This is a genomic window from Paenalicyclobacillus cellulosilyticus (genome assembly GCF_014647315.1).
Lineage (GTDB): Bacteria > Bacillota > Bacilli > Alicyclobacillales > Alicyclobacillaceae > Alicyclobacillus_J > Alicyclobacillus_J cellulosilyticus.
In genome coordinates this window covers 69,936-84,576 of sequence record NZ_BMOY01000004.1, presented here as the reverse complement: position 1 = coordinate 84,576, position 14,641 = coordinate 69,936, and the positions used below count along the sequence as shown (strand labels likewise).

At 68.1% G+C, this 14,641-nt stretch carries 14 protein-coding genes; 10 read left to right on the top strand and 4 right to left on the bottom strand.

From position 1 onward, the window contains the following. Nucleotides 1-5 precede the first annotated feature (5 nt). Together IEX97_RS02400 and IEX97_RS02395 are read left to right on the top strand one after the other, a co-directional pair. Nucleotides 6-575 (top strand): phosphatase PAP2 family protein, encoded by a 570-nt coding sequence (locus tag IEX97_RS02400; RefSeq protein ID WP_229776264.1) that lies wholly within the window; start codon nt 6-8, stop codon nt 573-575. A 157-nt stretch (nt 576-732) separates the two neighbouring features. Next, nucleotides 733-1,173: an OsmC family protein gene (locus tag IEX97_RS02395; RefSeq protein WP_188880923.1), complete on the top strand. Its 441-nt coding sequence runs from the start codon at nt 733-735 to the stop codon at nt 1,171-1,173. A 102-nt stretch (nt 1,174-1,275) separates the two neighbouring features. Here the strand turns inward: IEX97_RS02395 and IEX97_RS02390 are convergent, their stop codons facing one another. Beyond that, the gene (locus IEX97_RS02390; RefSeq protein ID WP_229776262.1) at nt 1,276-1,659 is read right to left on the bottom strand and encodes a histidine triad nucleotide-binding protein; all 384 of its coding nucleotides are present in this window, start codon (nt 1,657-1,659) and stop codon (nt 1,276-1,278) included. A 30-nt stretch (nt 1,660-1,689) separates the two neighbouring features. On the opposite strand from IEX97_RS02390, the gene IEX97_RS02385 reads away from it, so the two are divergent. The 6 genes from IEX97_RS02385 (at nt 1,690) to IEX97_RS02360 (ending at nt 10,428) form a co-directional block, all read left to right on the top strand. Next, nucleotides 1,690-2,610 carry an aminotransferase class IV gene (locus IEX97_RS02385; RefSeq protein WP_188880921.1) on the top strand — a complete coding sequence of 307 codons (921 nt, stop codon included), beginning with the start codon at nt 1,690-1,692 and terminating at the stop codon, nt 2,608-2,610. 30 nt (nt 2,611-2,640) lie between these two features. Beyond that, complete coding sequence (locus IEX97_RS02380) at nt 2,641-5,040, top strand: 3-hydroxyacyl-CoA dehydrogenase/enoyl-CoA hydratase family protein (RefSeq protein ID WP_188880920.1); 2,400 nt, start codon at nt 2,641-2,643, stop codon at nt 5,038-5,040. 37 nt (nt 5,041-5,077) lie between these two features. After that, complete coding sequence (locus IEX97_RS02375) at nt 5,078-6,256, top strand: thiolase family protein (protein ID WP_188880919.1); 1,179 nt, start codon at nt 5,078-5,080, stop codon at nt 6,254-6,256. A gap of 75 nt (nt 6,257-6,331) precedes the next feature. Then, nucleotides 6,332-8,098 (top strand): acyl-CoA dehydrogenase family protein, encoded by a 1,767-nt coding sequence (locus IEX97_RS02370; RefSeq protein ID WP_188880918.1) that lies wholly within the window; start codon nt 6,332-6,334, stop codon nt 8,096-8,098. A 124-nt stretch (nt 8,099-8,222) separates the two neighbouring features. Continuing rightward, entirely contained in the window at nt 8,223-8,549 is a 327-nt protein-coding gene (locus IEX97_RS02365) for a hypothetical protein (RefSeq protein WP_188880917.1), read from the top strand. Nucleotides 8,550-8,565: 16 nt separating this feature from the next. Beyond that, nucleotides 8,566-10,428, top strand: a complete 1,863-nt coding sequence (locus IEX97_RS02360; RefSeq protein ID WP_188880916.1) for a hypothetical protein — start codon at nt 8,566-8,568, stop codon at nt 10,426-10,428. A 10-nt stretch (nt 10,429-10,438) separates the two neighbouring features. On the opposite strand, the gene IEX97_RS02355 is transcribed toward IEX97_RS02360, so the two are convergent. Continuing rightward, nucleotides 10,439-11,365: a deoxyribonuclease IV gene (locus tag IEX97_RS02355; RefSeq protein WP_188880915.1), complete on the bottom strand. Its 927-nt coding sequence runs from the start codon at nt 11,363-11,365 to the stop codon at nt 10,439-10,441. A gap of 84 nt (nt 11,366-11,449) precedes the next feature. On the opposite strand from IEX97_RS02355, the gene IEX97_RS02350 reads away from it, so the two are divergent. After that, nucleotides 11,450-12,838, top strand: coding sequence for an MFS transporter (locus IEX97_RS02350; RefSeq protein ID WP_188880913.1), 1,389 nt, complete (start codon nt 11,450-11,452; stop codon nt 12,836-12,838). Nucleotides 12,839-12,840: 2 nt separating this feature from the next. Here the strand turns inward: IEX97_RS02350 and IEX97_RS02345 are convergent, their stop codons facing one another. Together IEX97_RS02345 and IEX97_RS02340 are read right to left on the bottom strand one after the other, a co-directional pair. Further along, the gene (locus tag IEX97_RS02345) at nt 12,841-13,080 is read right to left on the bottom strand and encodes an indolepyruvate ferredoxin oxidoreductase subunit alpha (protein WP_188880912.1); all 240 of its coding nucleotides are present in this window, start codon (nt 13,078-13,080) and stop codon (nt 12,841-12,843) included. Nucleotides 13,081-13,149: 69 nt separating this feature from the next. Continuing rightward, nucleotides 13,150-14,154: a phosphatase PAP2 family protein gene (locus tag IEX97_RS02340; RefSeq protein ID WP_188880911.1), complete on the bottom strand. Its 1,005-nt coding sequence runs from the start codon at nt 14,152-14,154 to the stop codon at nt 13,150-13,152. A gap of 189 nt (nt 14,155-14,343) precedes the next feature. Between IEX97_RS02340 and IEX97_RS02335 the strand changes: the two genes are divergently transcribed. Next, nucleotides 14,344-14,574 (top strand): hypothetical protein, encoded by a 231-nt coding sequence (locus IEX97_RS02335; RefSeq protein WP_188880910.1) that lies wholly within the window; start codon nt 14,344-14,346, stop codon nt 14,572-14,574. The last annotated feature ends 67 nt before the right edge of the window (nt 14,575-14,641 follow it).

The window sequence follows — 14,641 nt, the reverse complement described above, 5'->3', positions numbered from 1 at the left end:
CGCGCGTGGCGCACACGGTTTTCATGTCATATCCCAAGCGGCGCCTGGCGGCCGCCTGCGCGCGTGCGAACGTATGGGATGAACGCGCGGTGGCCTGGGCGCGGCGGCTGTGGCACCGCTGGCCGACGCTGGATGCGGCGAGCGTCGTCCTCGGCCGCTGGGCCCCCTTGGCGATGGTGTTCACCATGGGCTGGGCTGCCGCCACCGGTGTGCCGCGCGCGCTTGGGTGCGGCCTGTGTGCCGTGGCCGCAGCGGTCGCTGTCCGTGTCGCCAACGAGATCGCCGCCCGCCTGGTGCACCGGCCGCGGCCGTTCGAACAGAAGGCGTTTGTTCCGCTCCTCGCCCACGGCCGCGGCGATTCGTTCCCGAGCAACCACGCGGCAGGCGCGTTCGCGCTGGCCGTCGCGTTTTGGCCGGTTCCGGGCTACCGGGTGCTGCTTGTGGGCCTCGCCATCCTGCTTTGCGTCTCGCGCGTGTACCATGGCCTCCATTACCCAAGCGATGTCATCGCCGGGGCATGGCACGGTGCGGTGATGGGGCTCGCCGCGTTGTGGCTGATCCCGCCTCTCGCTTGAGCCTGCGGATGCGGCCAACGTACAATAGAGGCAACGCCAGGAAGCGCACCATGCACTGGCGAGTTCCATGACCGGCTCCAGCGCGGGCGATGACTGGCGCCGCCAGCCATCGCCCGCATCGTGGCGCAAGGTCACGCACGAAGAGAGGAGACAGCCGATGCGCGTCACCACCACATGGCAAGGGAAGCGTCATTTTGTGTCCACCGGACCTTCGGGATACACCGTCAGCATGGATGCCAGCGCGGAAGCGGGCGGTGAAGGCAAGGGGCACCGGCCGATGGAGCTGCTCCTGATGGGGTTGACCGGATGTACCGGGATTGACGTGGCGATGATCCTGGAGCGGATGCGCCAACCGCTGCAGAGCCTGGAGATTGAAGCCGAGGGCAAGCGGCGGGAGGAGCATCCGCAAGCGTTCACCGAGATCACCCTCACGTACAAGGTGACAGGGGATGTGCAGCCGGAGAAGGCGTGGCGGGCCATCCAATTGAGCGAAGAGAAGTACTGCTCCGCATCCGCGTCGCTCAAGGCGCGGATTGTGCCCCGCCTTCTCCTCAACGGCGTCGAGGTGACGCGCCCGGCGGAACAGCCGGCAGAATGAGGTGCAGAGGAGATGGGATGCGGCTGGACAAGGAGAAGCCGAGAAACGGCCGCCGGGCATCAGCCGGGCATCCGAAGCGCCGGGCATCTGGGCCGCCGGGCATCAGCCGGGCGGCCAGGTGAGTTGCCGGCCTCCCAACAGGTGGTAGTGCAGGTGGTGGACGGTCTGTTGGCCGTGGGTGCCGACGTTGGTTACGAGCCGGTACCCGGTTGCGGCGACGCCGGTCTGCTCCGCCACCTGTTGCGCCAACCGGTGCAGGCGCCCGATGAGCGGGGCGTCCTCTTCCGTCACCGCGTGGGCCGACGGGATGTGCTTTTTCGGGATGATCAGCACGTGCACCGGGGCCTGGGGCCGGATGTCCCTGAACGCAAGCAGGTCGTCGGTCTCGGCGACTTTGTCCGCCGGCAGCTCTCCCTGGACGATTTTGCAGAAGATGCAATCGCTCAATCGTCTCACCTCCGCGCATGAACGGTTTCCACTTATCATACAACGTGGATAAAGCGAGGGGAAGCGAGGATGCCCAGCGTCGCGTACGTCAACGGGGTGTTCGTCGCGGCGGACGCGGATGGCGCCGTGGTGCCGCTGGAGGACCGGGGGCACCTGTTCGGCGACGGGGTCTACGAAGTGGTGCGCGTGTACGGCGGCAGGCCGTTTTTGCTCGCGTGGCACCTCGAGCGCTTGGCGCACAGCCTTGCCGCCATCGGACTGGCGAATCCCCACTCCGATGCGGAGTGGACGTCGCTCATCGAACAGGCGGTGGCACAAAGCGGTGCGGCGGAGGCGACGGTGTACTGGCAGGTGACGCGCGGGACGGCGCCGCGCGCGCACACGTTCCCGGATGTTCAACCTGCCGTGACGATGGTGGTGCGGCCGTGGACAGCGCCGCCCGCGCCCCGCGCGGCGACGCTCTTGTGCCTGCCGGATGAGCGGTGGGCCAACGCCTGGGTGAAGAGCATCAACCTGTTGCCCAACGTGATCGCGAAAGAGAACGCCCGGCGGGCGGGGGCGGACGAGGCGCTCTTGGTGCGGTCCGGCGCCATCACGGAAGGGGCGGCCAGCAACCTGTTCGTCGTGCACCAAGGGGTGCTCTACACCCATCCGGCCAACCGCTACATCCTTGCGGGTATCACCCGCCGTTTCGTGCTCGGTCTGGCGCATGATCTGGGCATCCCTGTCCGCGAGGTCGCTTGGCCGCTGGCTGAACTCGCCGCTGCCGACGAGGTGTTCCTCACCGGGACGACGACCGAGGTGTTGGCGGTCGACAGGATTCTCGCGTATGAAGCGGATCTTCCGTCGTTGCACCAGCTCGGGGAGGAACGCCCGCGCGGATTGGTCGGGCGCGACGGGCCGCTCGTCACCTTGTGGCAGGCCAAGGGTCCCGGGCCGGTGACCGGGAGGCTGCAGGAGGCGTTCGCGGCGCGCCGCACCATGGGGTGAACGCTGCCGCGCCGGAAAGGGGATGACGAGGTGAATCCGCATATCCGCAGGGTCGCCGTGCTGGGAGCCGGCGTGATGGGTTCCGCCATCGCGGCGCTGTTGGCGGGTGCCGGTTTGGACGTCCTGTTGCTGGACATCGTGCCCGACCGCCTGACGCCGGAGGAGGCGGCGCGCGGGTTGACGCTGGCTTCGCGCGAGGTGCGCAACCGCATCGCCGCCCGTGCCCTCGAGCAACTGCGGCAGCAGCAGCCTCCGCCCTGTTTCGATCCGTCCGACCTCACGTGGATTGAGGTCGGCAACCTGGAGGACGACCTGCCGCGGCTGGCGGCGTGCGACTGGGTCATCGAGGCGGTCGTGGAGCGCCTCGACGTCAAGCAGGATGTCGTCGCGCGCGCCGCGCTGCACCTGAAGCCGGAAGCGGTATTGAGCACCAACACCTCCGGCCTGTCCATCGCCGCCATCGCAGAGGGCTGTCCGCCCGAGGTGAGGCGCCGTTTCCTCGGCACCCACTTCTTCAATCCGCCGCGCTACATGAAACTCCTGGAAATCATCCCCGGACCCGACACCGACCCGGCGGTCGTGGCGAGGATGCAGGCGTTTTCGGCGCAGGTGCTCGGCAAGGGGGTCGTGATTGCCAAGGACACGCCCAATTTCATCGCCAACCGCATCGGCACGTACGCCTTGGCGATCACGCTCGACGCCATGGCGGCGTTCGGGCTGGCGCCGGACGAGGTGGACGACCTGACCGGTCCGGTCATGGGCCGGCCGCAGAGCGCCACGTTCCGCACCCTGGACCTGGTCGGGATCGACACGTATGTCCACGTGGCGCGCCACATGCAGCAAGCCCTGCCGGACCCGGCGGAGCGGGCGGTGTTCGCCGTCCCGGCGTTCATCGAGGAGATGGTGGCGCGCGGCTGGACCGGCGAGAAGGCGGGGGGCGGTTTTTACCGCCGCAACCGGGAGACGGGCGAGCTGGAAGTGCTCGACCTGGCCACGTGGTCGTACCGTCCGCGGCGGCGCCTGTCTTCCCCGGTCATCGAGGCGGCGCGCGCGCTGCCGTCCGCTGCGGACAGGCTGCGGGCGTTGCTGCAGGGAGGCGACCGCGCGGCGGACTTCGCTTGGTTCGTCTTGAAAAAGGTGCTCCTCTACGCGGCGGAGAAGCTGCCGGAGATTGCGGACGACGTGGCTGCCGTCGACCAGGCGATGAAGTGGGGGTTCCGTTGGGAGCTCGGCCCGTTTGAAATGTGGGACGCGCTCGGCGTGACGGCCCTGGCGCGCCGCATGGAAGCGGAAGGGGAGCGCTTGCCGCAGGCGGTCGCGCACGTGGCAAGCCGCCAACCGGCGGTGTTTTACGAGCGCGGCACAGGCGGCGTCTTGCGTTGCTATACCGCCGCGGGCGTGTACCGCGGCGTCGAGCAGCCGCCGGAGCGCATCTCGCTCGTGCAGCTCAAGGAGGCCGGGCACCTGGTCGCAGGCAATCCGGGGGCAAGCCTCGTCGATCTCGGCGACGGCGTGTTGTGCCTCGAGTTGCACGCGCCCAAACAGGCCATCGGTCCGGACGTCATCGCGATGATGGAGCAGGCGGCGGACGAGGTGGAGGCGCGCTGGGAGGCGCTCGTCATCGGCCACGAAGGCCGCCACTTCTGCGTGGGCGCCAACCTGATGCTGATGTTGATGGAGGCGGAGGACGAGAACTGGGACGAGATTGACGCCATGGTCCGCCGTTTTCAACAGGCTGTCCTGCGCCTGAAGTATCTGCGGAAACCGGTGGTCGCGGCCCCGTTCGGGATGACCCTCGGCGGCGGCCTGGAGGTGTGCTTCGCCGCCGCCCGGGTGCAGGCGGCGGCGGAAGCGTACCTCGGGTTGGTCGAGACGGGTGTCGGACTGATCCCGGCGGGAGGCGGCACGAAGGAGATGGCCCTGCGCGCGGCGAGCCGCATACCGCCCGGCGTCGAGGTCCGGCTCGATCCGTTCCTTCGCTTTGCGTTCGAGACGGTCGCGCTGGCCAAGGTGTCGACGAGCGCCCAGGATGCCAAGCGCCTCGGCTACCTGCGCGCGGAAGACGGCGTGACGTTCGACCGCGACCGGCTGCTGTACGACGCCAAGCAGGCGGCGCTCGGACTCGCCCGGTCCGGTTACCGGCCGCCGCGCCCGGCACGCATCCCGGTGGGCGGAGAACCGGCCGCCGCCGCGCTCAAGGTGGGTGTGGCCGATATGCGCCTGGCCGGCCGCATCACCGATCACGACGTGAAGATCGCGCACCATCTCATCCGGGTGATGACCGGTGGTGATCTGCCGCGCGGGACGGAGGTGCCGGAAAGCTACCTGCTCGACCTGGAGCGCGAGGCGTTTCTCAGCCTCATCGGCGAGGAGAAGACCCGGCAGCGGATGCGCCACATGTTGGCGACCGGCAAGCCGCTGCGCAACTGACAGCATGCTGCGCATCGCGCGCAAAGGGGGGAGAATGGTGCGAGAGGCGGTGATCGCCGCAGCGGTGCGGACGCCCATCGGCAAAGCGGGGCGCGGGGCGCTGCGGACCGTGCGGCCGGATGAGCTGGGCGCCATCGTGGTGCAGGCGCTGTTGGCGCGCGTGCCGGCGCTTGCGCCCGACGAGATCGAGGACATCTGGATGGGGTGCGCCTTTCCGGAAGCAGAGCAGGGGATGAACGTGGCCCGCGTCATCGGCTTGCGCGCCGGGTTGCCGGCGAGCGTGGCCGGCGTGACCGTCAACCGGTTTTGCGCGTCGGGGTTGCAGAGCATCGCCTTGGCGGCCCAGCAGGTGATGACCGGGATGGCAGACTGTCTCATCGCCGGCGGCGTCGAGTCGATGAGCCTCATCCCGATGGGCGGCACGGCCTTCAGCCCGAACCCGTACCTCGTTGCGCACTATCCTGCGGCGTACATGGCGATGGGCCAGACGGCGGAGGAGGTGGCGCGCCGCTTCGGCGTCACCCGGGAAGCGCAGGACGCGTTCGCGCTCCAAAGCCACCAGCGGGCTGCCGCCGCCATCGCGGCGGGCCGGTTCGCCGAGGAGACGGTGCCGGTGACGGTCAAGGAGCGGCGGCTTGGCCCGGAAGGCCGCGTGGAGACCGTGGAGCGGACGCTGACTGTGGACGAGGGGGTGCGGCCCGACACCTCCCTCGAGGCGTTGGCCCGCCTCAAGCCGGTGTTTCGCGAGGGCGGGACGGTGACGGCGGGCAATGCGTCGCAGATGAGCGACGGCGCCGCGGCGGTGCTCGTCGTGTCGCCGGAAAAGGCGAAGGAACTCGGCGTCAAGCCGCTCGGCGTCTTTCGCGCGTTCGCCGTCGCGGGGGTCGATCCGGATGTGATGGGCATCGGCCCGGTGGCGGCGGTGCCCAAAGCGCTTTTACGCGCGGGGATTTCCTTGGCGGACGTGGACCTCATCGAGTTGAACGAGGCGTTCGCGGCCCAGGCGGTGCAGGTCATCCGGGCGCTCGAGCTCGACCCATCCCGCGTCAACGTCAACGGGGGCGCCATCGCGCTCGGGCATCCGCTCGGGTGTACGGGCGCGCGCCTCGTGGTTTCGCTCCTCTACGAGCTGGTCCGCCGCGGCGGACGCTACGGGTTGGTCACCATGTGCGTCGGCGGCGGCATGGGGGCAGCGGGCGTGTTCGAACGGGCGTGATCGCAGGCGTGATGGTGGCCAAACGGGCGGACATGTCCGAACAGGCGTGATCCTTGAGACGGGAGGTTGGGTGTGATGGAACGGGCACCGTGGATGCGCGGCGGGGCGTTTTTGATCGCCGATACCCCGGCGGAGGCGGTCTTCACGCCGGAGGATTTCACCGCGGAGCACCGCCTCATCCATGAGGCGGCGCGGTCGTTCGTCGAGCGGGAGGTGCGGCCCCACCTGGCCGCGTTGGAGCGGCAGGACTGGGACCTGACGGTGCGCCTGCTGCGCAAGGCTGGCCAGCAAGGACTGCTCGCGGCCGAGGTGCCGGAGGCGTACGGGGGGCTGGGGCTGGATAAGGTGTCGGCGGCGCTCATCAGCGAGGCGCTGGCGCAGGGCGGATCGTTCGCACTCAGCCACGGTGCGCATGTGGGCATCGGCACCCTGCCCATCGTCTTCTTCGGCAGTGAGGACCAGAAGACCCGCTACCTGCCGGCACTTGCCGCAGGGGACAAGTTCGCCGCGTACGCGCTCACCGAACCCGAGTCGGGATCGGACGCGCTCAGCGCCCGTACCACCGCCCGCCTCGCGCCGGACGGGCGGCATTACATCCTGAACGGCAGCAAGCAGTTCATCACCAATGCGGCGTTTGCCGACGTGTTCATCGTCTACGCCAAGATCGACGGCGAGCGGTTCTCCGCGTTCATCGTGGAGCGGGATTTCCCCGGCGTGGCCACGGGGCCCGAGGAACACAAGATGGGGATCAAGGCGTCGTCCACCCGCCCGCTCATCTTGCAGGACGTGCCGGTTCCGGTTGAGAACCTGCTCGGAGAACCGGGGCGCGGTCACGTGATTGCGTTCAACATCCTGAACATCGGCCGCCACAAGCTGGCGGTCGGCTGTGTCGGCGGCATGAAGGAAGCCATCGCGGAAGCGGTCCGCTACGCGCAGACCCGCAGGCAGTTCGGCAGGGCCATCGCCGAGTTTCCGCTCATCCAGCAGAAGCTGGCCGATATGGCCATCCGGGCATTCGTCACGGAAAGCATGTGCTATCGGACTACCGGCGACATCGACCGTGAGCTGTCGGCAGACGGCGGACCGGCGGATGGCCGGGATGCGGCGCGGCGGATTGCGGAGTACGCCCTCGAGTGCTCCATCAACAAGGTGTACGCCTCGGAAGCGCTCGGGTTCGTCGTCGATGAGGCGGTCCAGATCCACGGCGGCTATGGGTATATCGAGGACTATCCGGTGGAACGCATGTACCGCGACGCGCGGATCAACCGGATCTTCGAGGGCACGAACGAGATCAACCGCCTGCTGATCCCGGAGATGTTGCTGCGGCGAGCCATGAAAGGGGAGTTGCCGCTTCTTCAGGCGGCGAAAGATGTGGAGCGCGAGGTGTTCAACCCAAGCCCCGACGAGGCGCAGGGGGTGTTCGCCGCAGAGCGGCGCTTGCTCACCGTGGGCAAACGGTTGTTTCTCTACACGGGAGGGTTGGCGGTCCAGCGCTTTGGGCAGGCGCTGGAAGGGGAGCAGGAGATCCTCGCCGCCTTGGCCGATCTCGCCATCGAGGTGTACGCGGCAGAGAGCGCCTTGCTTCGCGCCGAGAAGGCGGCAGAGCGGGGCGGCGGCCGCGCGGAACACCAGGCGGACATGGTGCGGGTGTACGTCCGCGAGGCGTTCGACCGCATCGCCGCCCGGTCCCGCGATGCGCTGGCGGCGATGGAGGAGGGCGACGCCCTGCGCACCCATCTTGCGGTCTGGCGCAAGTGGACGCGCTACGAACCGGTGAACGGCAAGCGGATGAAACGTGAGATTGCCGGGCGCATCTTGGCGGCAGGCGGGTATTTCGCGTGATGCAGCGCGGTGCTTCGCGCCACCCTTTGCGCCACACGTGTCTGCGGCGGCGGCCGCCACAGCGCGCAGGCGTTGTGCTAAGATAGGGCCAGCAGCCTTGACTTTGCCATCAAGCGGCGCGGGCGTGGGCAGGCACGTTGGCATGGCATGCTGCGCCGCCGAAAGCAACGAGGTGGGCGCCGTGGTACCCGACGACGTCATGACCTTTGTGGCCGGTTGGTTTCCCCTGCTGTCGTTCGCGGCCGGAGCCATGCTTTACGCCTGGTGGCGCCGGGTTCTGTTGCCGAGCGCCATCGTGCTTTTCGGCACCGGCGCGGCGATGTACTTCCGCTTCACCCTGCACTTCTGGCCTTGGCTGTTGCTGTACGTGATGCTCTCTTGGCTGGGGAGCTTTGCGGTCTGGCAGTGGCGGACGTGGCAAAAGGAGCGCGTGCACGACCGCAAGCCGTGAAGAGGGGGGCAGCACGGTGGCGTTTTGGCTGTGGACGGGTATGCTGCTCGTCGCCTGTCTGGGAGGGGTGTCCGCCATGCAACGGGTCGGAGAGTTCCGCCGGATGCTCGATGCGGCGCGTGCGGATTTACAGCAAGTGGCTGAACGGCTGCCGCGGCTCACCGCCGAGTTGCCGTTTCTCGATGTGTACCGCCACGGTGAGTGGGCGGAGGAAGTGAAAACCCTTCAAGAAACAGGCGTGGCGTTGAGCGATGCGTATGCGCGCCTGCACGAACAATTCGAACGCCTCGCCCGGGTGCGCAGCTTTTGGGTCCGTTTCGACGACCGCGTCGCCGTCGCGCGGCTCCAGGACGACGTGGCGGCGCTGCGGGAGCGGCTGACGGCGTGGGAGCGCCAGTTGGACGCGTTCCGCCGGCGGCTGGAGGGGGCGCGCGCCCAGGTGGAGCGCTGGTCGAACACATGGCGCGCCATCCGGGAGCAGATCACCAAGCTCTGCGGGGAACTGCCGGCCGCTTGGCAGCGTGCATGGCAGGACCTTGACCAACGTCTGGCCCGCCTTGCCGCCGAACCGGACGAGGCCGCGCGGCGGGCAGGGCTCGCGCAGGTGAAGATGGAGATCGCCAAGTGGGAGCGGGCGGCGGAGCAGTTGGCGGTCTGGGCGGAGTGGCGGCAGGAAGCAGCCAGCCGCATGCCCATCCTCGACGCCTGCCTGGCCAAGCTGGCGTCCCTGCAGCTTGCGCACAGCCGGGCGGCGGAGGACGTCCGCCGTCTGAAGCAGGAGGCGTCCGATCTCGCCGCCATGTCGGCCGAGCAAGCGGCGAGCCCCGACGCGGCGTGGTCGTGCGCCTGGCTGCGCCGGGCGACGCCCGAGGTGCTGCGCCGCGCTTCGCAGGTGGTGGCGTTGGCCCAAACGCCGGATCCGCACGCCCTCCGGGTGGCCGCCGCACGTGCTGCCGACCAGGTGCAAACCCTTGCCGCCTGGCTTCGTTCCCCGGAAGCAAAGACGCTCGCGGAGCACTGGCGGCGGCAGGATGCGAGCCGGTATGCTGCGTTTCGCGCCCGCTGCGACGCTGCGTTGGCGGAGGCGGATGCGGCCCTGGCCGGCGCAGGCGCGGCTGAACATGCCGGCGCGTCCGGCAGCCCGGCGGTGCGGGCGGAGGACGTGGACCGCCTGCTCGCGGTGCGCGGCACCCTCTCCGAACTGCGCAGCGAACTGGAGCATGAGGCTGCGGCGTTCCGCAGCGAGGAGGCCGAACTCGGCGCGCGGCGGGACGCGCTGCAGCGCCGGTTGGCCGACGCGTTGGCGCAGTTGGCCGCCGCGGGGCTTGCGGATTCGGCTGAGTACCAGAAGCTCTCCGCGTGGCAAGAGCGGCTGTGGTCGGTGGCGGATGAGGAGGAGCTCAGCCGGTACGAACGGTGGCTGTCCGAAGAATTGCGCGTCGTGGCGGCGCTCCTCTCCCATCGGGAGGAGGAAGAGACGTTGCGCAGGCGCGCGGATGAACTTGCGGCTCGCCACCAGGGATGGCAGGCCGGATGGCCGGACGGCGGTTGGGCGGTCCCGGCGGCCGGGCCGTACGATACCGGGCCCTGGTGGATGCTGGCGCAGGCGGTCGCCACGGCTGCCGAGTGGTGGATGCTGAGCGACCTGCTGCACGAGCACGGCCCCGGTTGGGGCGGCCCCGGCTGGGGCGGCGGATCGAACGGATGGGAGGGCGCGGACGCTTCCTGGCACGACGATCCGCCGGACGACGATCCGCCGGACGACGATCCGCCGGGTTTCTGGTCTGCCGGGAACGCCCCGGATGACGACGGCGGCGGCTTCGGGGACCCGGACGACGGCTGGGACGGGGACGGGGGCGGGGGCTGGGACAACGTCTGACCTGTGCCCGTCAGGCCGGCTCCCCGCTGCCGCCGAGCGGTACGTACAGCTCCTCCGGCCCGCGCGGGCGGTCGAGCAACAGGTCCATCTCGGCACGATACTTACCGCCAGGTGTTTCCAGGATGAGCGGGATGCCGCGCAGTTGCTCGTGATGGACAATCCGTTTCAAAGCCGCGAGGCCAATGGAGCCTTCCCCGATGTTGGCGTGGCGGTCTTTGCGCGAGCCAAACGGCGTCTTCGAATCGTTGATGTGCACCACCTTGAGCCGGTCCAGTCCGAGGATGCGGTCGAACAACTCGAGAAAGCCGTCGAAGTCGGAGACGATGTCGTAGCCGTAGCTGTGGTTGTGGCAGGTGTCGATGCAGACCCCGAGCTTGTCCCCATGGTGCACCCGCTCGATGATGGCCGCAATCTCCTCCAGGGAATTGCCCACTTTTGAACCGTCTCCGGCCATGGTCTCCAGGCACACCGTCAGCGGTTCTTCCCCCGTGAGGACCTCGTTGAGCCCCTCTGCGATCCGCTCGATGGCGTACGCGGGGCCTTCGCCGACGTGGCTGCCGGGATGCATGACGATGTACCGAAAGCCGAGGTACGCGACGCGCTCAATCTCCTCGCGCAGAACGCTCACCCCGTACGCCCACGTGTCCGGTTTCGGGCTCGCCAAGTTGACCAGGTAGGACAGATGCACCACCGGATCGGCGATGGCGTGCTGGCGCATCAACGCCCACCCTTCGTCGCGGTGAAACTCGGTGATGGGCCGTGCTTTGCCGCCCCGGTTGCTGCGCGTATAGATCATGAACGTGTTGGCATCGTAACGGATGGTCTCTTCGACCGCAGCCAACAAACCCGTCTTGGCCACGGAGACGTTGGCGCCGAGCAGGATGCCGTCGTACCGCTCGTACGCCGCCTTGGGCGCGGTGAAGTCTGGCGCCGTCATCCGCTTCCCCTCCTCTTTCAGATACAAGCGCCTCCAGGATACCAGACTTTGCACCCGGTTGCACAGGCGCGTGGGGTGCGCGGGATGAGGCGCGCGGGGAGAACTGGGTCGGCGTACGCGCGGCTCGGTCTGGGGGACATCGCGAACGGGCCATCGGCTGGGGGTGACGGTGCGGCGATGCGCAAGCAGGCGTGGTGGCTCATCGGCATCAGCGGCGTGTTCGGCTTGGCGGTGGGCTTGTCGAATACGTTCGTGAACGTGTATTTGTGGAAGGTCGACCGTACCTACGCGGCCATCGGGTGGTACAACCTGGCGGTGTACACGCTGTTGCCCATCACCTTTGTGGCCGCCGGACAGCTGTCCATCCGGTGGCACGCCGGTTGGCCGCTGCGCATCGGGCTGGCCTTGCACGCGCTGTTTTACGCTGTCGCGCTGGCGGGCGGCACGCAGGTGGCGTCGTGGCCGGTGTTGCTCGGGGCGCTCATGGGCACGGCGGGCGGGTTTTACTGGTTTGCGTTCAACCTGCTCGGCCTCACCTTGACCCGCCACGGTGAACGGGAGGCGTTTTACGGCTACCACGGCGTGGTGACGGCGGCCGCCGGGATGATTGCCCCGCCCGTGGCAGGCTGGCTCATCACCGCCGAGGACCGCCTCGGCGGGCTGGCCGGGTATCATGTCATCTTCGCCCTCTCCTTGGGCATGTTCGCGCTGGCGGCGTTCCTCAGTTTTCAGATCCGCCCGGAGCCCGCCGCGGCGCGTTTCGCATGGGAGGTGGCGGCCGGCGCGCTGGCGCGCCGCCCTTGGCGGATGGTGATGGCCGGCTGCCTCATCTACGGGTTGCGCGAGGGCGTGTTTCTGTTTCTCATTGGGTTGCTTCTGTATGTGACCACCGGCAGCGAGGCGCGGCTCGGACGTTTCCTTCTCCTGCAAAACGGGCTGATGTTCGCCGCCTTTTATGCTTTTGGCCGCCTGATCAAGCCGCACCGTCGCCTGGGGTTCATGGGCGTCGGCGCGGCGGCCATGGCGGCGGCCGCCCTGTTGTTTCAACTGCCTGTCACGCCTGCCGTGATGGTGGCGTACGGCTGTATCCTCGCGGTGGTGTTGCCGATGTTCATCATTCCGCTGCAGGGCATGGTGGCGGACGGAATGGATCGCCTTTGTCCCACAGGGCGCGACGCAGCCGTCCACATCGTCGTCCGGGAAGCGTTTCAAAACGCGGGCCGTGTGCTCGGCATCGCCTTGTTCCTGATGATGGTATCCACCCGGCCGCACGCGCGGATCATCGCGCAACTTGCAACCGGACTCGGTTTTGTTCAACTCGGGACCTGGGTCATGGTGTGGGCGGGAAGAGGCAAGAAAGCGGAAACAACACCACGGAGACCCGGCCGAGCCGGTTCAAACGCCATGGGGTCTGAACCGGCCGCCGCAGGCCGGTTACGCGGACGTCACGCAGAACTGCGCCACAGACCGTGACCTCACCGATTGCGGAAGAACGCGCGGTTCTTCTCGATGAACTCCTTCTCTTCCTCGGGGACGAAGTCCTCCTGGTAGATGGCGTTCACCGGGCATACGGCCTCGCATGCGCCGCAGTCGATGCAGGTGTCCGGATCGATGTAGTACTGATCTGGCCCTTCGTGGATGCAATCCACCGGGCAGGCTTCGACGCAATCAGCCGCTTTTTCTCCGATGCACGGCGATGTGATGACGAATGCCACGCGCGATTCCTCCTCGAGCAGCGGATGTGCCAGACACTAGGTTCATCATATAATACGCCCCTGTCCTTTTCAATAGTTCGATCCCGGCACGGCCGTCGTCGCGACGGTGGCGACGCGGCCGGCGCGCGGCCACGCGCGGGCCGCGGCGGCAAGGAGTTGGCGTTGCCGCCACGCCCGCGTCAGGACGGGGCCGATGTACGCCGTGACACAGCCGAGGGCCGCGCCGGCGACGACGTCGATCCCGTAGTGGAAGCGCAGGTACATGGTCGACAGGATGATGGCGGCCGTGAGCGCAGCGTACCAAGGAAACCACCGGCGCCGGTAACGCCACACCGAGGTGGCCATGACGACCGCCAGGCCCGTGTGCAGGCTCGGAAAGCAGTCCCGCGCCAAGCGGGCTTGGCCTTGGGTGAACAGCCCGACGAGGCCGGAGAGCGGATGCCGGAAAGGCAAGGTGTACGCCGGCCCGATGGCCGGCACCAACAAATAAGTCAAGTAGCCCAGGTAGAATGCCAGCACGGCGGTATTGACATACTCTGCCGCGGCTTGTTGGCTGTGCTGCAGCATCACCCACACCGTGGCGTACACCAGCACGAACCACGAGGCGTAGGCGCCGCACATCAGCCAGGTCAGAGGGGGTGAAACAATGCCGTCCAACCACTGCGCCGGCGTGTGGCCGAGCCACAGCCGGGCGTCGAGGGCGGCCAACACCTCGTCCCGGTCCCACGGCTGGAACACGGCGACGTACGCATTGACGCAGCGGTAAACCAAGAGCACAATGGAAAAAGAGAAGAGCGCCCTGAGCGGGTACGCCGCCCGGCGCCATCGTAAGCGCGGGCTGCGCCGCGCCGCCAGGTGCGCGCCCGCCAGGGCCAGCGGTGCGAAGACGAGCACCCAGGCCTGCGGGGACCGCAGTACCCCGGCCAGCGCCGCGATCCAAAGCGGATGGCCGTCCATGCCAGTGATGGCGGCGAACAGGCGGGCGTGGGTGAAAAACACCCCAGCGACCGCAGCCAGGGCGCACGCGCCCATCAGTTCGTACAGCTCGCACGCATACCATGTACACGCCCACATGCTACGTCTCTTCGGGCCGCTCCCGTGTCGCATGATGTCATCTCCGTCTTTCGTCGCATCGTGCATCGCGCGTCACGCATCTATGATAGCACAGCCTGCGGTGCAGAGCGGGTCAGGCATACCGGTGCAGGGCGCGCCATATGCATGAACCACTGCGGTGTCTGAAGACTCGGGAAAGGAAGGGGTTCCATGTTTCTCTGCCCGGTGTGTGGCGAGTTGGTCGAAGCCCTGACCAACGCGCACTGCATGACCCGCCACCAGCTGGCGAAGCGGGAGGTGGTGGCAAGGTACGGGCCGCCGCGGTACATCGCCCCGCGCTTGACGCGCGAGATCCAGCGCTGGATCCAGGAGGCGCAGGTGATCCGGCGCGCCGACTTCGACGTTCCGCAGGCGCTCGGCTACCACCTGCACAGGCGGTGAGGCACGGCAGGACGTGAGCCCGCCGCCTTGATAACCGGACATGGAATCAGCCATACTGACGGTGACG